A 20,018-nucleotide genomic window follows, 5' to 3' on the forward strand; every position below is an offset into this window, starting at 1 on the left:
CACGGAGGAGGCGCGGAGTGCGTAGTCGGGTGCGCGCGAGGGACGGGCGGCAGCTGGTGGTGGAGCGCCTGGGGGATCCCCGGGGCAGGCCGGTCTTCCTGATGCACGGAATGCCCGGCAGCAGACTCGGCCCCGCCCCGCGCGGCATGGTGCTGTACCAGCGCAAGACCCAGCTGATCACCTACGACCGGCCGGGCTACGGCGACTCCGACCGGCTTCCGGGCCGCTGCGTCGCCGATGCCGTCGAGGACGTGCGGGCCATCGCGGACCACCTCGGCATCGAACGGTTCGCCGTGGTGGGACGGTCCGGCGGTGCCCCGCACGCCCTGGCCTGCGCGGCGCTGATGCCCGACCGGGTTACCCGTACCGCCGCCCTGGTCGGACTGGCGCCCCGCAGCGCCGACGGCCTCGACTGGTTCGACGGGATGGCCGCCTCCAACGTGCTGGCGTACTCCACCGCGGTGGCCGATCCGGACGGGCTGGCGGAGTCGTTCATCTCGCGGTCCGCGGTGATCCGGCAGAACCCGGTCCAGCTCATCGACGAGCTGCGCCAGGAACTGACCGACTCCGACCGGATGGTGGTCAACGACGCCGGGGTCCGCACCATGCTGCTGCGCAACTACCGTGAGGGGCTGCGCACTTCGGCCTGGGGCTGGATCGACGACGCGCTCGCTTTCAGCAGCCCGTGGGGCTTCGAGCCCGCCGACATCCCCGGTCCGGTGCTGCTGTGGCACGGCGAGAAGGACGTGTTCTCGCCGGTGGGCCACTCCCGTTGGCTGGCCGAGCGCATCCCGAACTCCACCGTCGTGGTGGAACCGGCGGCGGCGCACTTCGACGCGCTGCACGCGCTGCCCAGGATCCTGAACTGGCTGCTGGATCCGCCGACCGACTGAGCGACGGTCCGGGGAGCGTCCGGCCACGGGGCCGGACGCTCCTCCGCGCCTACACCGCCGTCGGTTCCAGCTCGCGCTCGAACCGGCGCTCGTCCCGGGCGATCCGGGTCATCGGATGGTCGTCGCCGAGCTGCCGGGACAGCTCCTCGACCGTCTCGCTCCTCAGCCGCAGCGCCTCGTCCTTGCGGCCCATCGCGTCGAGCGTGACCGCCATGTTGGACGTCATGGCCAGGGTCTCGGGATGGTGCGCCCCCAGGACCCGGCGGAGCTGCCCGGACACCTTCTCCTCGGTCTCCAGGACCAGTTCGAGATCGCCCCGCTCCGCCGTCGCGTTGGCCAGGTTCATCACGCAGAACAGGGTGTTGGGGTGTTCCGGCCCGTACACCTCGCGCATCGCGGCGACGGCCCGGGTCAGTACCAGCACCGCCTCCTCCGACGCGCCGGCGCCCGACTGGTAGACACCGAGGTTGTTCAACGCGGCCAGGGTGTACGGGTGTTTCTCCCCCGGCACCTTCATGTACTGGTCGACGACCTCCTGCGCGGTGTCCCTGGCCTCGGTCGTCTCGCCGGCCGCGTACAGGTCGGCCGCCATGTTGAGGTCGCAGGCCAGCGACTCCGGGTTGGCCGAGGTGTACTTGGCCCGGTACCTGCCCCGGGTGGCCACCGTCAGCCGGCGGGCGTCCTCCAGCCTGCCCGCCCGGCGCAGCGACACGGCCAGGCTCTTCGCCGCGCTCAGCGTGCCGGGGAAGGCCCGGCCCAGCGTGGCCTTGTAGCTGTCGTACGTACGGCTGAGGATGCCGACCGAGTCCTCGTACCGCCCGACGTCCCGCAGGTCCCGGGCCAGGTTCATGGCCGAGGAGAGGCTGTAGGGGTGTTCCGCGCCGAGCACCTCGACGCGCCGGTCGAAGACGTCCTGGTCGATCTCGCGGGCCTTGGCGTACTGCCCGATGGAGCGCAGGGTGAACGCCAGGTTGTTGGCCGCGGCCAGGGTCCTCGGGTGCGATTCGTGGAAGATCTGGTTGAACCCCTCGGTGGCTTCGGTGGCCAGCTCGATCGCCCTGGTGTACTCGCCGAGCGTGCCCAGGTCCGTCGCCAGGCTGCTGGTGCTCATGTACGTGTGCGGGTGCTCCGGGCCCAGGACCTCCTGCTGCACCGACAGGGTGATCTCGTCGAGTTCCCGGGCCTCCACGTAGCGGCCGCGCGAGCGGTAGATGTTGGAGAGGTGGAAGCAGAGGTAGAGGTACTGGATGTCCCGCTCGCCCAGCGTCTCCCGCCAGATCTCGCGCAGCTCCTCGCAGAGCGTGGTGGCGGTCCTGAAGTCACCGCGCTTCCAGAGGTAGCGGACCCGGTCGATCAGCAGCCTGCGGGCCTCGGGCTCCTTGCAGTTGCGCGCGTCGGACGGGCCGAGGTGCGGCCAGATGGTGGCGAACTGCGGCCAGGTCGAGGGGTTGTCGATCGGCTCGTCGTCGTCGGGCCGGGCGCCCGCCAGGATGCGGTGCACGGCGTGCCGGGCGTCCCGCTGCTCCTGCTCGCTGAGCTGTGCCCGGATGACCGCCTGGACGAGCCGGTGCACCTGGATGGAGTTGGAGACCTGGTCGACCTTGGCGAGGGCGAACCGGCCGATCTCCCGGATGACCCGGCCCAGCACCAGCTTCTCCTGGAGCGAGGCGTCGTACGGCTTCAGCGCCTCGATCATCTCCTTGCTGTACAGGAGGTTCCCCGAGATGGGCTCGGGGGCGAAGAAGGCGCAGAGCTGGAGCAGCCGCACCGCGGCGGGCGAGCGCTCCTTGAGCCGTTCGATGGAGATGTTCCAGGTCGCGGCGACCGGCTGCGGGTAGCCGGCCGGCTGGTTGAGCGCCAGGACCTCGGGGGCCTGCTGCGCCAGCTGTTCCAGATACGTGTCGATCGGGGTGGCGGTCTCCGCGATCCAGGCCGCCGCCTGTTCGACGGCGAGCGGCAGGTCACCGACGGCGGTGGCCACCTGGGCGGCGTCCTCGTCGCTCAGGCCCGGGGCCCGGCGCTGGAGGTGCTCGACGGACTCCTCGCGCAGGAAGACGTCGACGGGCAGTGCGTCGCCGTGCTGGGACCATGCCTGGTTCCGCGAGGTGACCAGGATGTGCCCGGATCCCCCCTGCGGGAAGTAGCGCCGGAGCCGTTCGGGGTCGTCCGCGTTGTCGAAGACCAGCAGCCAGCGGTCCGAGGGCACACCGCGGCGCAGCAGGTCCACGGCCTCCTTGGAGGCCGCCGCCATGTCGTCGCCGCCCTGGGCTCCCAGCCGGACCGCGAGTTCGGCCAGCGCGGCCACCACGTCGTCGGTCTGCTCGGAGGATATCCACCAGACCAGGTCGTAGTCCGCCATGAACCGGTGCACGTACTCCAGGGCGACCTGGGTCTTGCCGACGCCGCCGAGTCCGTACAGGGTCTGCGGCTGCGGCAGCACGACGGCCATGCCGCCGCCGAGCTGGTCGCGCATCCGCTCCAGGACCAGGGAGCGGCCGGTGAAGCCGGGGTTGCGCGGCGGCGCGTTCCAGATCCGGGGGACGGTGCCGGGGAAGCGCGGTCCGGGCGACACGGAGTCGGTGAGCTGCACCGGCCGGTCCAGGGCGCGCAGCAGCGCGGCGGTGGCGTGCACCTCGTCGAGCCGGAAGAGGTCGACGGGGTTGCGGTCGATGTAGGGCGCGGAAAGGCGTACGTCGCCGACCCTGAGCGGCAGCAGATGGCGCCGCCCGCCGCCGGGGTCCTCCGCGACGGCCCGGTCCCAGAGGTTCACCGCGCGCTGGGACTTGAGGTAGGCGCTGGAGAGCAGCACCACGGTACGGGCCGCGTTCTCGGGGGTCGCCGGTTCCGGGGTGTTCCGTTCGGCGGAGACGTCGCGCGGTACGACGCGGAACCCGGCCCTGGTGAGCACGGACTCGATCCAGTCGGCCCACATCCGGTTCTCCGCCACGTAGCAGAGGAAGAGATCGGCGGGCAGGGCCGGCCTGCGCCGGGTGAAGGCGTCCCGGATGCGCAGCCGCACCTCCTCGCCGACCGGCGGCATCGAGGTGATCTGCTGGTCGGTGATGACGGCGGTGAGCCGTTCGAAGGCGGAGAGCAGCGAGTTGGTGAGTCCGGCCTCGTCGCCGAAGGTCGCGAGGGTCTCCTCGTACGCGTAGTAGGGGCGGTACGGGATCTCCACCGCGCCCCAGTAGGCGGTGAGTTCGTCCCCGGACAGGTCGCGCGGCAGCCGGTCGAACTTCAGTCGGGCCAGGGCGCGTCCGGCGTCCGCCTTCTCCTTCTCGCCCTCGTCGATGCGCATCGGGACGGGGAAGATGGAGATGGGGCGGCCGGTGTAGCGCTCGGAGATCTGCCGGGCCACGGAGGCGGCGCCGTCGATGGACTGGTCGCTGAGCGTGAAGCAGTCGACGAGGACGTCGGGGAGGTGGACGGTGCAGATGTCGGCGATGTCGCTGAGGCCGGTGCGGCTGTCGATGAGGACGTAGTCGTAGTTGGCCTTCATGTCGTCGCGCAGGGCGTCGAAGAAGTGGCCGCCGCCGAGCCGGTCGTAGAAGTTGTCCCAGTCGAAGGTGGAGACGGTCGCGGAGTACTCGCGGTTCTGCCGCCCGGCGGACACGAAGTCCAGGGTGCCGCCCTGCGGGAACTCCCAGCCGAGCGCCTCGGGGGTGAGGGAGACGGCGTGCGGCTGGATGCGGGCGTAGTCCCGGTGCCAGTCGTCGGCGCGCTGGACGGGACTGGTCGCGGCCCACGCGTACTCGGTGATCAGGTCGATGACGCCGGTGGTGGCACCGAGGGTGGACGGGTCGAGGAACGGGTGGAAGAACCGGTGGAGCCCCGGCGCCTCCAGGTCCCAGTCGACGGCCAGTACCCGTTTGCCGTTGGCGGCGAGTATCCAGGCGGTGTTGGCCAGGGCCATGGTGCGCCCGGTGCCGCCCTTGTACGAGTAGAAGGTGACGATGCGCCCGTCACGACCGGCCGTCATCCGTGTCCTCCGCATCCGTCGCAGGGTCGTGTGTCTCGGGGATGTAGTTCGTCTGTGCCATCGGCCCCAGCAACCTCGTCCGTTCGCTGTGTCCGCCACCGGCGGCGGGTGGATACACCGCCGCGTGTCTCAGGTACTGCTGGGCCGCCACCTCGACCACCTGCGGCAGGATCTGGCCGAACGCCTCCATGCTGGGCACGCCCCTGGCCGCGGCGCGGCAGTAGGCGCGCCCCTGGCGCATCTTGGTCGGCATGGTCTGTTCGAGCTTCTCGGTCAGTTCGGCCTCGATCGCCATGCTCTGCCGGTCCTCGCGGCTCCACGGCACGACCATCGTGACCCAGGGGCGGTTCTCGGCGTCGAAGGCGGCGAGCCTCCTGCACCGGTCCTCGTCCTGGAGGGCCCAGCGGTCGACGAGCAGGATCTCGGGCCTGCTGGGCGGCTGCTTGCCCTCCCCGTGCCCCACCTCCTCGTCGAAGGAGGTGATGGTGGCCTGGTAGTTGAGGGAGCGCACCAGGTCCTCGGCCACATAGGCCAGGGGGCGGGTGGTGGCGGGGTGGTAGGGGTTCCAGTCCTGCGGGTTGTCGCCGTAGTAGTCGGCCAGGCGCCCCTCGGGCAGGTCGTGCCGGGTGGGTGCGGCGATGGTCACCTGCATGGGGCGGGGGCCGCCGGCCACGCTGTCGGGCGGGCCGAAGGCACTGGGGGCCAGCCGGTAGTCGACCGGGCGCCCGGTGCCGATCCTTATGGTGTCGGCGACGTTGACGATGCGCTTGGCGAGCTCGTACACCGCGCGCTCGTACTCCTCGGCGAAGAGCCTGAGCTTGATGAGGCCGTAGAGCCCGTCGCTGACGTAACGGTCCCCGAAGTCGCGGTGGTTGAACTGCAACCGCTCGGCCGGACCGGGGAGCTGGCTCGGCGGCACGGGCACCCAGAGCGCCGGGACGATCGCCTCGGCAGGCTGGTTGGAGCGGGCCCGGTAGTGGATGGCGCGCTGCGCGAAGGCGTACCACTCCTTGCCGCACATCTCACTGGCGAAGTAGCGCGGCGAGAACAGCGGAACGAACACCCGGCAGGTGGCGAGCACCTCGCCGAGCCGCTCCGACCAGCCCTCGCCGGAGCGTATCTCCCGGTCCATGAACCCCGCGGGCGCGCCCGCGGGCAGATCCGTCATGGCCAGCACGTGGTCACAGAGATCCTTGAAGAGGCGTTCGACCCACATGTCCGGGTCCGTTCCACCGCCGTACCCCGGTGTGTGGGCGTAGCTCAAGAAGAAGTACGGCCGATGGTCCGCCGCTCGCTGCTGCGTCATCGCGTGCACACGACCCCCGTCCTGTGTGAGCACCCGCACCCGAGGCGTGAAGCGAATGCGAGCGAATTCATCATTCCGGAGCGGAGGTTGCTCCACCCCCATGGTGTTCGGTCATTCAACGCCGGTTTTCAGTCATACGTTCCCGGGTTCGACCGGTCATTTCCTTGATCGAATTCGGTCTGCGGTCGTTCCTCCCGGTTGTCCCCTGTACGTCGGCACCCCTGATCGAACCGGAATTCGACCCTCAGATCTCTTTTCGCATCAGATCCAGCAGTTGTTTCCCGCCGACGGTCACTTCGGCGGCGCCTTCCAGCATGTCGAGGGCTTCCGGCACGCCCTCCAGGCAGCTCGGCTCGAATGCGCCCAACGCCACTCGCTCATAGGTATCGGCCAGCAACCGGGAAAACGGAACTGGTTCTTCCTGCCAAGGCATTCGATGTTCCCAGGAGCCGTCCGCCGCGTAAAGATCCGTGACGTCGACGAGCGCCCGCAATTCGGCCCTCCGGAATCCCCGCAGCAGCGCGAACGCCAGTTCCTCGGCACCGCCGTCCACGGGGATGCCCAGCGCCCCGAGTCCGTGCCGTCCCACGGCGGGCTCGGCCGGGTCCAGACCCGTGAGGGGCGTGAGGGTGGTGAGGCGGTCCGCCATCTCCGCGGCCCGCGCGGGGGCCTTCGCCCCGATCAGGGTCCAGGCCTCGACGATCCTGGCCCCCAGATCCGCCGCGGCCCGGTCGTCCAGGGGGGCCGCCGCGGGCACCGGGAAGCAGTCGCGGAACGGGTCGGCGTCGTCGAGCACCGGGCCGGACGCCGCCCCGGGGACCGCGAGCCGCCGCAGCGGCCGCCAGCCCGGACCGGGTTCCGCCGGCCGGACGACCCGCGCCCCGGCCCCGCCCCCCGCCGGCCGGACGAGGAAGCCGTCCCCGGCGGCCCGCAGCACACCCGTGCCGCGCTCCCCCGCGTCCGCCACGCGCAGCCCGCCGAGACCGGGCAGGAAGAGACCGCCGCCCGAGAGGTCCACCGGCACGGGCAGGTCGAGACCGCCCCGCACGACGGCCGCCGCGAGGTACGCCGACAGCCGGTGCGCCGCCCGTACGGCGCCGGGGTCCTCGTGGACCGACTCCAGCGCCCCGAGCAGCCAGCCGCGGGCGTACGGCAGGGACAGCACCCCGTCCAGGGCGCGGGCGCCCTCCTCGGACGCCTCGACGGCTGCGGCGAGCTCCCAGGCGGCCTCCCACTCCGCGCCGCCGTGCCGGCCGATGTCGGCGTTCAGCCGGGCGAGCAGGGTGCGGTCGAGGTCCAGTTGGGCGGCGGCCGCCCCGGCGGGCCCGGTCACCGCGGGCGCGACGAGCTCCGCCGCCGTACGGGCCTCGATGCCACGCACCAGGGCGAACAGGTCGGCGCAGTACACCGAGGGGTTGTCGAACCCGCCCGACGGGCCCTCGGAGCGGTACCTGTGGGTGTACAGGCCGCCTCCGCAGGTGCGCACCACGGGGCAGCGGCGGCAGGTCCCGCCGACCCCGGCCAGCCCGAGCTGGCGGGCCCGCACCCCGGGGTGGCCGGCGACCTCGTCGAAGGTGTGGGTGAAGACGTCGAACCCGGTGGCCGCGGCGCCCTCGTAGGCGCTCTTGAGCGAGTCGACCTGCTCCAGCCGGCCGTCGGTCTCGACGACGACGAGGTCCGTCGGGGCGAGCCCCAGGGACTCGGTGAGGCTGGGGCCGCCGCCCAGCGTGGAGAGCACCGACGAGAAGAGCCGCACCGGCACCGGGCGCCCCTGCTCCTGCCAGCGGTCGAAGATCGCGAGGAGCCAGTCGGCGTAGGCGGTGGGCGAACCGTCCGGACGCGGCGGCGGGGTGTCCCAGGTGGCGTGCGGGAGCAGGAAGTCGATGAGCGGCGGTTCGAGTTCGGTCAGCGCGTCGAGGACCGCGTGCGGGTCGTTGCGGATGTCGACGGTGCACAGGAGGCCGAGGTCGAGATGGCGGTAGCGCTCCTGGTGGAGCAGTTCGACGGCCTTGAGGACCAGGGGGTGGCTGCTGCGCCCGTCCGCGTAGCGGCGGTGCCGGTCGTTGGCGGCCCGGTCGCCGTCGAGGGAGATGCCGACCCTGACGCCGAATTCGTCGAAGAGGTCGAGGTACCGGGGGCTGAGCTGGAGCCCGTTGGTGTGGATGCGGAGGTCGAGCTCCGCGACGCCGTCGAAGGCGGAGGTGAGCTCCTCGCAGACCCGTCGCAGTCGCGCGGGGCCCGCCAGCAGGGGCTCCCCTCCGTGCAGGATCACTGACACGGAGGGCAGTGCATGTGTCTTGGCATGCTCGGCCAAGCGTTGAGCAGTCCGGAAAATGACATCATCAGAGATTGTTCTGGGTTGGGTTTGCCAGCTCTGATCTGCATGTTCATAGACATAGCAATGGTCACAGGCAAGATCACACCTGCTGTGAACCTTGAGAACGACTTCGCGGAAAGGGACCAGGGGTCCTGTCATTCCACCAGTCTAGCCAGCCCGAAGGGGTGCTCGGGGCGTCGGCCGGGGGCGCCATGAGGCGCTCGGCGCGTCGTTTTTCAGAGCGCCGAGTTGAAGGTCGACGTCTGGGTGGGGCGACCGGTCGACGCGGCGTTCACACGGCCGAGCTTCCGGGCGGCGGCACCGCCGCGGACGTCGATCTCGGTGAGCGGCACCCGGTTCTTCTTCGCAACGGCGAAGGAGGTGGAGGATTCAGTGGTCTTCACGGCTGTCCTTGAGGGGATTTGTTCCGATGGAATGTTTCCAGACAGGAATGCAGCAAGGGTATCTGCACCATTGCAGTGCCTGGCGGCACGACTTTACTCTCATGACCTCTGTTGGCAACTGAGGACGCCCACTTGGGACAAGAGCGTTGCACGAGGCCGTCCGAGCCGAACGGAACTAGTGATTCCGCCATTGAGGTGACGACAAACCCGCAGACGGGAGTGAACATGACGGCGCTTCCCGGGCCGCTCCAGAGCATGGTCTTCAGGAACGCCGACCTTCCGGCGCTCTTCCACCACACGGACGAGATCGCCGTCGCGAGCCAGCGGGAGGCCGTGAACACCACCCGCATTCAACTGATCCTGCTGGTCGTGGGTGCTGTCCCGGCCGCGGTCCCATGGCACGCGACGATGGGTGACACGTTTCAACTCGTCGACGCCGCAGGCGTGTTGGCCTACCTGGGTGTCCTGATCACGACGTACCTCTCCGCCCGGCGCAAAGCAAAGTCGCAATGGCAACTCAACCGCTCGGCGGCAGAGTTCATCAAGTCGATGTGCTGGCGTTACTCGGTGCACGGGGCGCCTTTCGACACCGGTACCCAGCATCCGGAGGCGGTGTTCGCCAACCGCCTCGAAGAAGGGCTCCAGGAACTCCGGAAAGTGGGCTGGGCCGACCCCCGCGATCTGACGGCGGATTCCGGCGGGCTCATCACCGAGTCCATGCGCGAGTTGCGGGGAAAGGCATTCACCGTACGTAAAGAGACGTACGTGCGGGACCGGCTCATCGAGCAGAGAAGTTGGTACCGCAGGCGTCAGGAGGTGTCGCGGCGGGCCACCCTCGTCTGGTCGACCACCATCGCCGCGCTGACCGCGCTCGCCCTGGTCCTCGCCCTGCTGAGGATGTTCTCCGTCGCCCAGTCCTTCGCCCTGACGGGGGTGCTGTCGGGGGCGGCCGCGGCCTGCCTGGCGTGGAACGAGATGCGGCGGCACCACCCGCTGATCTCGGCGCACTCGCTGGTCGAGCAGGACCTGGAGGCGATGCAGGTGGCGATGGAGACCACGCTGACCGAACGTCAGTGGCCGCGGGCGGTCTTCGAGACCGAGCGCATCGTCTCCCCGCAACACACCGACTGGCTGGCCCGGCACCAGATGTGACGTGGTGCGTTGCGCCGCGCGAGGCGGCGCCGCACCGGACGCGGCGCGACGCCGGATGTGCCGCGGCATCGCGCGGGGTGACGCCGGCCGGGTACGGGCGGCCTCGCCCGACCGGTCGGCCGTGCCCGGCCGGTCAGCCGCGCTCCACGCCCTCGCGCCAGATCACCGTGACGGGACGGCCCAGACTGCGGGCGTACGTCACGATGTCGCCGGTGCCGCCGAGGCCGCGGGCGGGCCGGCCGTCCCACACCGCGAGCAGCCGGTCGCAGTGGTCGGCGATGTACGCGCCCGCGGCGTAGTACGCCTCGTCGGTGGAGTGCGGGTAGTCGAGCCTGACCTCCCGGACCGCCCGGTCCTTGAGGGCCCGGTAGCGGGCGAGTTCGTCGGCGTCGGCGAAGGAGGACTCGTAGTCGCCGCTGGGGATGACCACGGTCAGTTCGGCGCCGCGGGCCAGGGCGATGTCGGCGAAGAGCTGGTCGGCCCCCACCGCCAGGCTGGAGAAGGCCTCCAGGGAGCCCTCCAGGCCGCGGAAGGCCGCCCGCAACCCGTCGAGCACATGGGCGTGGGCCTCCTGCGGGATGCTGCGATGACCGGTCACTCCGATGCGTTTCACGGACCTGGAACCCCCTGAGGTGTCTGCCGGGGGCCCGGCCCGGGGTGTCCCCCGGCGGTACGACCGCCCCCGTGTGCTCCTGCGTGACCGACCTGTACCCCACATCCTCTCAAAAGCCGCGGGGTGTGCGGGAGCCCCCGCCCAGGATTCGGGCAGGGGCTCCGCCTCGGTCGACCTCGCGTTCGAGGGTGGGACCGGTGTGCCGGGGTGTCAGAAGACGCTGACCCCGTACGCGCTGAGCGCCTCGGTGACCGGCTGGAAGTACGTCGTGCCGCCCGAGGAGCAGTTGCCGCTGCCGCCGGAGGTGAGGCCGATCGCCCTGGAGCCGGAGTAGAGCGGGCCGCCCGAGTCGCCGGGCTCCGCGCAGACGTTGGTCTTGATCATGCCGTAGACGACGTCGCCGCCGCCGTAGTTGACCGTGGCGTTGAGGCCCGTGACGGAGCCGCTGTGGGTTCCGGTGGTGGAGCCCCGGCGGGTGACGGACATGCCGACCGTGGCGTTGGCCGCACTGGTGATGTCGACGCTGCCGACGGTGCCCGGGTGGGCGACCGCGGTGTTGTCGTAGCGGACCAGTCCGTAGTCGTTGGTCGGGAAGCTGGAGCCGACCGTCGGACCGATCTTCGTCGTCTTGGCGGAGTTGGAGTACCAGTCCGGGTAGCCGTCGGTGCAGTGACCGGCGGTCAGGAAGTAGTAGGTGGTGCCGCTGCGGACGTTGAAGCCCAGGGAGCAGCGCCAGCTGGGCGCGTAGATCGCGTCGCCGCCGGCGACCAGCTTGCTGAACTTCCCGGGGATGCGCTCGATCTTCAGGGCTCCCGCGTTGACCCCGGCGGTCTTCTTGATGTGCGCGATCTCGGCCTGCGAGACCGTGCTGTCGGCGGTGACCACGACCTTGCCGGTGGCCGGGTCGACGTTCCAGGCGGTGCCCGCCACGTCGGCGCCCAGGACGGCGTCGCTCGCGGCGGAGAGCTGCGCCGTGCTGAAGGTGGTGGCGGTGTCGGCCTGGGCGCTGGGGACGGCGAGCGCGGCGACGGAGACGAGGCCCGCCGCGACGGCCACGGCCCTGGCGCGTCTCGCGGTGCCGTTGAGGGGGGCGGTGCGCTTGATCCTCACTTTTCATTCCTCCAAGGGGGAAATCGGGGGTCCGCCTGTGGGGTGGCCGGACCCGTGAGGCGCAGTCGTTCGCACGGCATGGGTCCGCGATGCGAACCTGCCGTGTTCCTGACAAGCGCTGTCCCGGAAGTATTCAAGGCGTTCAACTTGTGGCGCAAGAGGGCCCCATGGCCTGAACCTGTCATGCCCGGCGCGTGTACCCCGGTGCCGCTCGGGGCACCGGGGTACACGCGCCGGGGGGGGTGACGGCCCGGTGCGTCAGTGGTCGACGCGGTTGCGCTCCCCCGCCTCGACGGCGACGGAAAGGGTGTTGCCGGGCGGCGGGAAGGGGCAGATGAAGTGGTCCGCGAAGGCGCAGGGCGGCAACAGTGCCCGGTTGAGGTCGACCGTCACGCCGCCGTCGGCGTCCGGGGCGGCGGGCCGCAGGAAGCGGAAGCGGTAACTGCTCCGGCCGCTGGTGGCGTCGGCGAAGACGGCCCAGAGCGAGCCGTCGGCCTCGACCGCCACCTGGAGGGTGTGCTCCGTGCCGTCGATCCCGAAGACGATCTCGCCGGCGAGTCCGAGTCCGCGCTCGACCCCGTCGGCGTTCTCCACCCGGACCGTGCGGGAGGCGTCGTACGGGCGGAAGGTGCCCGGCAGCACCCAGCGGGGGTCGTACGGGGTGGCCTCGATGGTCCGGAAGGCGCGCCGCGCGGCGGAGGCCGGGTCGAAGTCCCGCACCGCCCACAGTCCTTCGCGGCTCAGCACGACCAGGCGCCGTTCGCCGTGCGCGACGCGGGAGCCGTCGATGGGGCCCCGGTCGGCGGTGAGGCGCACCCGGCCGGTGAAGGGCTCGCCGTCGACGGTCAGTCCGTCCCCGTCGGTGGCGTCGAGCACCACCGCGTCGCCGTCCTCCCGCCACTGTCCGGGAATCCCGGGGATGCGGCCCTCCGGGTGGTCGGAGAGCCAGTGGGTGCCGGTGAGGGAGAGGGGGCCGTACGGTGCGGCGACCGCGGCGGTGCGCTTCTCGTGCCAGTGCTTCCAGTCCTGCGCCGCCTGCTCGGTGCCGTGCGGCTGCTGTGCGTCCGTGCTCATGCGGTCAACCCTTCCACACCGGCTCGGCGAGCCCGAGATGCGACCGCAGCGTGGGACCGCCGTATTCGGAGCGGAACGCGCCGCGCTCCTGGAGGAGCGGGACGACCCGGTCGACGAACTCGTCCAGCCCGCCCGGGGTGAGGTGCGGCACGAGGACGAACCCGTCGGCGGCGTCGGCGGCGACGAACTCCATGAGCCGCTCCGCGACCGTCCGCGGGCTGCCGACGAAGGACTGCCGGCCGGTCGCCTCGATGACGGTCTGCCGGGTGGAGAGCCCCTTCCGCTCGGACAGCGCGCGCCAGCGGGCGGCGGTCTCCAGGGGGTCGCCGTGCGACACCCGGCCCCGGGTGGCCGGGGCGCCGGGGTCCGGGTCGACGGCGGGGAGCGGTCCGTCGGGGTCGTGGCCGGTCAGGTCGCGGCCCCAGACCTGTTCCAGGGCCAGGATCGCGTTCTGCGGGGAGATCTGCTGGAGGCGGATCTCGGCCGCCCGTTCCTGGGCCTCGGCGTCGGTGTCGCCCAGCACGAAGGTGACCCCGGGCATGATCCTCAGCTCGTCCCGTTCCCGCCCGTGCTTCGCCAGTCGCGCCTTGACGTCGGCGTAGAACGCGCGGCCCGACTCCAGGGTGCCGTGCCGGGTGAAGATCACGTCGGCGGCGGACGCGGCGAACTCGCGCCCCTCCGCGGAGTCCCCCGCCTGGATGACGACCGGGTGGCCCTGCGGGGAGCGCGGGACGGTGAACTCGCCCTCGATGCCGAAGTGCCGGCCGTGGTGCGCGAAGGGGCGCGGGGTGCCGTCGGGGGTCCAGGTGTCCCACAGCTCGCGGGCGGTGGCGACGAACTCGGCGGCCCTGGTGTACCGGTGGGCGCGGTCGAGGTAGCCGCCGCGCCGGAAGTTCTCCCCGGTGAAGGCGTCCGGCGAGGTGACCGCGTTCCAGGCCGCCCGGCCCTCGCTGAGGTGGTCGAGGGTGGCGAGGCGGCGGGCCAGTTCGTAGGGCTCGTTGAAGGTGGTGTTGACGGTGGCGGCGAGGCCGATCCGGTGGGTGACGGAGGCCAGCGCGGCCAGCACGGTGAGGGATTCGGGCCGGCCCACCACGTCCAGGTCGTGGATGCGGCCGTGGTGCTCGCGCAGCCGCAGCCCCTCGGCGAGGAAGAAGAAGTCGAACAGGCCGCGTTCCGCGGTGCGGGCGAGGTGTTCGAAGGAGGAGAAGTCGATCTGGCTCCCGGCGCGGGGATCCGCCCAGACGGTGGTGTTGTTCACGCCCGGGAAGTGGGCCGCGAGGTGCATCGGCCGGGTCGTGGTGGTCATGCGCGTCCCCTTTCCGGGGCGTACCGGTCGGCCCGGGCGTACCGGTTGGCGGGACGGGCCAGGCCCAGGTGCTCGCGCAGGGTGCCGCCGGGATGGAAGGTGCGGAACAGGCCGCGGTGCTGGAGCAGGGCCACGGTGCCGTTGACGATCCGCTCGAGGTCGCGGCCGGGGGTGATGGGCGTGAGGTGGAAGCCGTCCGCCGCCCCGCCGCGGTGCCAGCGGGTGATCAGTTCGGCGAGGTCGACCGGGCCGCCCCGGTAGTACGAGCCGCCGGCCGCGAGCGGGGGGCCGCTCTCCAGACCCGGTTCCGGGGTGGTCTCGATGTCGCCGAGGTCGACGGTGAGCGCGACCAGCACCCGGAGCGCGTCGGGGTCCCGTCCGTGCGCCGCGGCGCGCCGGCGCAGTTCGGCGCGGATCGCGGCGGCCCGTTCGGGCGCGGTGGCCCGTACCAGGACGACGTCGGCGTGGCGGGCCGCGACCTCCGTGGCCGGGCCGCCCGTGCCGTCGACGACGGTGACCGGGTGCCCCTGCGGGGGCCGGGGCACGATCGCCGGGCCCCGGACCGAGAAGAAGGCTCCCTCGAAGTCGATGTGGTGCAGCTTGTCGCGGTCGACGAAGCGTCCGGTGGCGGTGTCCCGGATCTCGGCGCCGTCCTCCCAGCTGTCCCACAGCCGGGCCCCCGCGTCGGCGACCTCACCGGCCTCCCGCCACAGCTCGTCGGCGGGTGCCGCCGGGCGCCGGCCGAACAGCCGGGCCTCGGCCCCGGTGGTCGACACGTCGACGTACCAGCCCGCCCGGCCACGACTCACCCAGTCCAGGGTGGCCACGGCGGACGACACGTGGAACGGCTCGGTGTGGGTGGTGGTGACGGTGGGCACCAGGCCGATCCGGCGGGTGGCGGGCGCGACCCGGGCGAGCACGGCGAGCGCGTCGAGCCCCGGCCTGAGGAACGAGTCGCCGAGCGTGACGAAGTCGAGCGCCCCTCGCTCGGCGAGCCGGGCGAGGCCGATGTAGTGCCCCGGGTCGTAACGGGGCGGGCCGCCGATCTCGGCGGCCAGGTGCAGGGGGGCGGTCGCGGACATGGGTGTGACCTTTCGGGGAGGTGGGCCGGGCGGCTCCGGGCGGGAGCCCGGTCAGGTCCGGGGGCCGTCGTCGCGGACGAGGTCGCGGAGCAGGCGGAGCGCCGTGCGCGCGGTGGCGTCGTTCTGCCGGAAGGCCGGGCCGCCGGTGCGCGGCCGGGTGAACGCCGCGCCGGTGCGCGTGGAGGTGAACGGGCCCAGCGCGAAGCGGCGCGCGTGGGGGCGGCCGTCGCGGTACAGGACGCGGCCGTCGTCGGGGTCGACCGAGAGCAGCCCGGAGCCGGTGGCGGCGGCGCCGTCCGCGTACAGCTCCCGGAGCAGCGTGCTGCGGACGCGGTCCGGGGCGGGGTCCGGCAGGCGGGCCTCGACCAGGGCGCGGGCCGTCGTCCGCAGCCCCGGCACGGTGGTGCCGCCCGCCACGAAGAGGCCCCGCCGCTCGTCGGCCTCGACGGTCATCCCTGCGCCGATGAAGCGGACGACGCCGGCCCGCGAGAGGGCGAGCAGTCTGCGCAGCCGGGGTCCCGGCGGGCCGGAGGCGAGATGGCTGAAGAAGCCGTGCCACCAGTCCCCGGTGTCCCCGAGCCGGAGCAACTGCCCGTAGGCGGAGAGCAGTCCGAGGAAGACGGCGAGGTCCGGGCTGCGACCGGGGTCGTGGCGGCGTTCCAGGTCGGCGGTGATGTGGTCGCGCATCCCCTTCTGGAGCGCGTCGTACGAGGAGTGGCGCACCCCGTCCAGGGGGCGGTCGAGCGCTTCGAGGTCGAGGCGGTCCGCGGGGTCGGGCACGGCGGCCTCGACTAGGGCGCGCAGTTCGGGTCCGGCCGGGTCCGCGGCGGCGTACCGCGCCTCGAAGGCGGCCCGGTCGCCCCTGGTGCGTTCGGGGTGGGCGGTGAAGAGGCGGTGGTAGTGGGCGTGGCCGAGTTCCTTCGCGACATGCGGCCACACGTCCCGCCGGAAGTCGACCGGTCCGTCCTGCTTCAGCAGCGCCTCGGTCCGGTCCGGTCCGAGGAAGCGCGGCAGCACAGGCCGTTCGCCCTCCCAGGCGTAACCGATCTTGGAGTGGTACGGGACGCCCCGGCGCGATCCGACGTACAGCACGGGTTCCCTGCCGGAGGGCACGTACTCGCCGGTCTCGTACCTGCCGCCGCGTCCCTCGGTGAGCAGCACCATGAGGTCGACGAAGGCGAGGCCGAAGCCCCGGACGAGGACCGGTTCGCCCCCGGGCAGTACGGACAGGTCGCTGTCGGCGGTGAAGTCCGGCGGCAGGTGGACGAGTCCGTGGCGGTCGGCGAACTCGGCCAGTCCGACGTGTTCCGGCTCCGGTTCGGCGTCGAGGTGGCCGATGGTGACGGCGACGGCGTCGGCGAGCAGCGGGGTGCCGTGCCCCTCCAGCCAGACGCGCTGGCGACCCTCGCGCGGTCCGGTGATCCGCAGGGCCCGGCCGCGGTGCCAGGTGACGTCGACGCCCTCCGGGAGCGCGGCCACCGCCCGCCCGTACACCCAGCGCAGATAGGCGCCCTGCAGTTGTCTGCTCGGGAAGGTGTCGCCCGTCAACGCCTCGATCTCGGCGCGGAGTCCGGGCTCGGCACCGGCCTCGTCGGGGAGGGGCAGTCGTCCGTCCCGGATGTCCGCCGCCCAGGTGTGCAGCGCGGGCCCCGGGCGTACCGGGCCCTCCTGCCGGACCGTTTCGTCGGTGAACATCGTGACGTCCTCGGCCATGGAGTTCATCCACAGCAGCGGGGACTGGTCGTGCCGCCATACCCGTCCGCCGCCGGGCGGGTACGGGTCGACGATCCGGATGTCCAGGGGGCGGTCCCCGTACAGTTCGGGGGCGTTGGCGGCGATGCGCTCGATCAGGCCGGTGCCGCGCGGGCCCGCGCCTATGACGACGAGCACCGGGGCCCGGCTCATCGGGGGCCCGCCGCGCGGTGCGGGCGGGCACCGGCCGTCGGAGGGCTCCCGGCGGGAGGGCGGGGCGGGAAAAGGGGATCGGGCTGCGCGGGCATGCGAAGGCTCCGTGGATGCAGAGATCGGACACGGGGCGTGCCTTCGGCGTGAACACAACGCGGACCGGGCCCCTCAGCACCGGTCCGCTCCGAGACAACCGCTGTTCACCGCGGGCTGTCAAGCCCGTCCACACTGTGAGCCGTACGTCCGGGCCCGGTTGACGGGTCACCGGATGCCTGTTCCACTTGGGCCATGCATTCGCAGCAGTGGCTGGTCAAGCGCTCCCACATCGACTTCGGTCGCGTGTGGTCCGCCTCCTGTTGAGCCGACCCCCTGCGCCCTCGCGTCTTCCCGCCCCGCCCCGTGCGCGGCGTCCGAGCAGTTCTCCCGCGTGCCCGCGCGTGCCCAACGCCGCCTTCCCCTCCCCTCGTTCCACCCCGCCCGGTCCTGGGTGATCCGGCCGGATCACCCAGGACCGGGCGGGCGGTTCAGCAGTCGCAGTTGCAGTCGCAGCAGCCGCCGTCGTCACCGCCACAGCTGCTGCAGCAGTTGCAACACTCGCAGCAGTCACCGCAGTTGCCGCAGTCGCACTGACTGCAGAGTCCTTCGCGACGCTGGTGGCTCCACGGGTCCTCGAACGTCCCGCAGCACATCTGGCAGGTGCAGGCCAGGCCCGCCCACACCAGGCAGCCCATGATCAGGCCGCGCCGGTCGCGCGGCGGCTCGGGCGGCTGCCAGGGACCACCGGGACCGCCGGGGCCGCCGGGGTTCGTCGGCGCGTACGGATTGCCCGGGGGCGGTCCGAACGCCCCGGTCGGTCCGGCGGCCGCCGACGGAGCCGTTCCGTCCAGCAGGACCGCGCCCGGCTGGTGCGAGCACGCCGTGGTGCCGAACGCCCGGTCCACCGACTGCCGCAGCTCGTGGGCCAGCAGTACGTGGGCCAGCTTGCCGTCGGTGAATTCGGCGTCGCGCAGGGCCAGCCGTACGCCGTGCAGCGCGTCGTCGCACAGCCGGCGCGCCTCGGCGCGCGAGGTGCCGGTCGCGGTGAGCGGGTTCCAGGCGCCCGACGCGGCGTCGGCCTCCTGGTCCTCCACGGCGTCCAGCAGGTGCGCCAGTCGTCCGAAGAGCCGGCCCGCCTCGGCGAGCGGCTCCGCGTTCCGCGGCCGGCCGGCGAGCACCGCGGTGTGGGCGAAGGCCGCCGCGGTGGCGGTCTCGGTGGGCTCGGTGATGGTGAGCAGCGGGGTGCCGGGCCCGGCGGCCAGTTCGATTCCGGTCTGCCGGTCGACGGCGTCGACGAGGAGCGCCGTGTCGAAGCCGAGCTGCGCGCCGGTGCGCGCCCCGGCGCGGTCCCAGCCCGCGGCGACCCGGCGGGCCGCCGCGGCGACCGGGCGGCGCCTCAACAGCCCGTCCCCGTCGGCGACGTGGTCCCTGACCTTCGCCGAGGCCAGCACCAGCGAGACGGCGGCGGCCAGCCGGGCGCCCTCGCCGCGGGCGACCGGGGCGGTCCGCATGGCACGCAGCGGGCAGGGCCCCGCGGTGCGCCGCCATCCGGTGGTGCGTTCCGACTGAGCCTCCGTCAGAACGGAGACGATCAGGCCGTCATAGTTCGTCACGATCCGGGCGAACTGTCCGTGGTCGGAGCGGAGTGCGAGACAGAGCCCGCAGAGATGGGCCATCCATTCGGTCCTGAGCCCCTCGGACAACCGATGGGTACAGGGCCTGACTATTCCGAACACGACGATCCCCCGAGAGTTTTCCGCCTTCGCGCCGGGTCGTGCGACCGCGCGACGTGCATCGTACCGAGCACCCCGTTCACCCGTACGTCCCTCATGTCACCCGTACGGACCGGGGCATCATATTTTCTTTCTTTCACTCCCTTTATACGGGAGGAACCCTGACGAAACGCCACATCTTCTGCATCAGTACCGTCACGAACCCTCTGCGCGCCGACTATCCACTTGGCGCACGATCCGCATCATGGACGACCATAGGGATACGAAAGAGATGCGGACATCACGGAACCGCGGTGAGAGGAGGCGTCCATGGGATCGGTGCGCAAGGCAAGTGCCTGGCTGGGCCTCGTGGAGGACAACGACGAGCGGTACTACGACGACGAGTACGCCGAGGGCCCCCAGACCGGGGCGGCCCAGGCCTGGGTGACCGACCCCCGGGTGCAGATCGCGTCCGAGACGGCCGAGGAGACGGGCCGCCGGATCGCCACCGTCACCCCGGACAGCTTCCGGGACGCGCGGGCCATCGGCGAGCTCTTCCGGGACGGCGTTCCCGTGATCGTCAACCTCACGGCCATGGACCCCACCGACGCCAAGCGCGTCGTGGACTTCGCGGCCGGCCTCACCTTCGGCCTGCGCGGCTCGATCGAGCGCGTGGCCACCCGGGTCTTCCTGCTGACCCCGGCCGACACCCAGGTGGTCAGCGGCGAAGCCGTCGGCCGGCCGGCCGACGGCTTCTTCAACCAGAGCTGAGCAGGGCGCTCGTCGGGCCGTTCCCGTACCCCTTCCGGCAGCCCCCCGCCGGTCGTGGTCCTAGGGCCTGTGTGATGTCGTGATCAATCCTGTGGATCCGGGTCCGTCTGGAGGGCGGATCCGGTAGGAATGCGGTCGTGACGCGTAGGCAACTCACGGATAACCAATGGGAGTTGATCGAGCCGTATCTGCCGATCGGCGAGTACGGTCCGTACCCCGAGCGGCTGAGGGATCAGTTCGAGGGGGTGATCTGGCGGTTCAGGACCAGCGCGCAGTGGCGTGAGATGCCGGCCGAGTTCGGGCCGTGGCCGACCGTCTACGGGCGCTTTCGGGTCTGGCGGAACACTGGTGTGTTCAC

The 20,018-nt window shown here is 71.9% G+C and carries 15 protein-coding genes; 4 read left to right on the plus strand and 11 right to left on the minus strand.

Annotation, left to right across the window (positions count from 1 at the left end; all coding sequences use genetic code 11):
- The first annotated feature begins 17 nt into the window (after positions 1-17).
- Positions 18-893 carry an alpha/beta fold hydrolase gene (locus EAO76_RS05300; protein WP_187438466.1) on the plus strand — a complete coding sequence of 292 codons (876 nt, stop codon included), beginning with the start codon at positions 18-20 and terminating at the stop codon, positions 891-893.
- Between the two features lie 49 nt (positions 894-942).
- Here EAO76_RS05300 and fxsT read toward each other — a convergent pair whose 3' ends face one another.
- From fxsT to fxsA, 4 genes are all read right to left on the minus strand, one after another.
- Positions 943-4,872 carry an FxSxx-COOH system tetratricopeptide repeat protein gene (gene fxsT, locus EAO76_RS05305; RefSeq protein ID WP_148833830.1) on the minus strand — a complete coding sequence of 1,310 codons (3,930 nt, stop codon included), beginning with the start codon at positions 4,870-4,872 and terminating at the stop codon, positions 943-945.
- On the minus strand, positions 4,856-6,178 hold the full coding sequence (gene fsxC / locus EAO76_RS05310) for an FxsC protein (protein WP_187438467.1): 1,323 nt from the start codon (positions 6,176-6,178) through the stop codon (positions 4,856-4,858). Before fsxC ends, fxsT begins: the two co-directional genes overlap by 17 nt.
- 244 nt (positions 6,179-6,422) lie before the next feature.
- Positions 6,423-8,654, minus strand: a complete 2,232-nt coding sequence (fxsBH, locus tag EAO76_RS05315) for a radical SAM/SPASM protein FxsBH, inactivated beta-hydroxylase extension form (RefSeq protein ID WP_187438468.1) — start codon at positions 8,652-8,654, stop codon at positions 6,423-6,425.
- A gap of 77 nt (positions 8,655-8,731) precedes the next feature.
- Positions 8,732-8,899 (minus strand): FxSxx-COOH cyclophane-containing RiPP peptide, encoded by a 168-nt coding sequence (fxsA, locus tag EAO76_RS05320; protein WP_187438469.1) that lies wholly within the window; start codon positions 8,897-8,899, stop codon positions 8,732-8,734.
- Between the two features lie 225 nt (positions 8,900-9,124).
- Between fxsA and EAO76_RS05325 the strand changes: the two genes are divergently transcribed.
- Positions 9,125-10,051, plus strand: coding sequence for a DUF4231 domain-containing protein (locus EAO76_RS05325; RefSeq protein WP_262375281.1), 927 nt, complete (start codon positions 9,125-9,127; stop codon positions 10,049-10,051).
- 133 nt (positions 10,052-10,184) lie between these two features.
- On the opposite strand, the gene EAO76_RS05330 is transcribed toward EAO76_RS05325, so the two are convergent.
- The 7 genes from EAO76_RS05330 to EAO76_RS05360 all read right to left on the minus strand — a co-directional run bounded on the left by EAO76_RS05330 (position 10,185) and on the right by EAO76_RS05360 (position 18,913).
- Complete coding sequence (locus EAO76_RS05330; protein ID WP_148833832.1) at positions 10,185-10,664, minus strand: hypothetical protein; 480 nt, start codon at positions 10,662-10,664, stop codon at positions 10,185-10,187.
- A gap of 210 nt (positions 10,665-10,874) precedes the next feature.
- Positions 10,875-11,774, minus strand: a complete 900-nt coding sequence (locus EAO76_RS05335) for a S1 family peptidase (RefSeq protein ID WP_148833836.1) — start codon at positions 11,772-11,774, stop codon at positions 10,875-10,877.
- A 258-nt stretch (positions 11,775-12,032) separates the two neighbouring features.
- Positions 12,033-12,848, minus strand: coding sequence for a DUF1684 domain-containing protein (locus EAO76_RS05340; RefSeq protein ID WP_148833838.1), 816 nt, complete (start codon positions 12,846-12,848; stop codon positions 12,033-12,035).
- A gap of 4 nt (positions 12,849-12,852) precedes the next feature.
- Positions 12,853-14,154 carry an NtaA/DmoA family FMN-dependent monooxygenase gene (locus EAO76_RS05345; RefSeq protein ID WP_148833840.1) on the minus strand — a complete coding sequence of 434 codons (1,302 nt, stop codon included), beginning with the start codon at positions 14,152-14,154 and terminating at the stop codon, positions 12,853-12,855.
- A complete protein-coding gene (locus EAO76_RS05350) occupies positions 14,151-15,236 on the minus strand; it encodes an LLM class flavin-dependent oxidoreductase (protein ID WP_148833842.1) in 1,086 nt (361 codons plus the stop codon). Before EAO76_RS05350 ends, EAO76_RS05345 begins: the two co-directional genes overlap by 4 nt.
- 51 nt (positions 15,237-15,287) lie before the next feature.
- The gene (locus tag EAO76_RS05355; protein ID WP_148833844.1) at positions 15,288-17,141 is read right to left on the minus strand and encodes an FAD/NAD(P)-binding domain-containing protein; all 1,854 of its coding nucleotides are present in this window, start codon (positions 17,139-17,141) and stop codon (positions 15,288-15,290) included.
- A gap of 524 nt (positions 17,142-17,665) precedes the next feature.
- The gene (locus EAO76_RS05360) at positions 17,666-18,913 is read right to left on the minus strand and encodes a DUF5685 family protein (protein WP_187438470.1); all 1,248 of its coding nucleotides are present in this window, start codon (positions 18,911-18,913) and stop codon (positions 17,666-17,668) included.
- Between the two features lie 306 nt (positions 18,914-19,219).
- Here EAO76_RS05360 and EAO76_RS05365 point away from each other — a divergent pair, with 306 nt between their 5' ends.
- Positions 19,220-19,660 (plus strand): cell division protein SepF, encoded by a 441-nt coding sequence (locus tag EAO76_RS05365; RefSeq protein ID WP_148833848.1) that lies wholly within the window; start codon positions 19,220-19,222, stop codon positions 19,658-19,660.
- Positions 19,661-19,797: 137 nt separating this feature from the next.
- Positions 19,798-20,018, plus strand: a 221-nt coding sequence (locus EAO76_RS45880) for a transposase (protein WP_148841624.1), incomplete at its 3' end; no start/stop codon positions are given.

It is taken from the genome of Streptomyces sp. sk2.1, from assembly GCF_008120935.1.
Classification (GTDB): domain Bacteria; phylum Actinomycetota; class Actinomycetes; order Streptomycetales; family Streptomycetaceae; genus Streptomyces.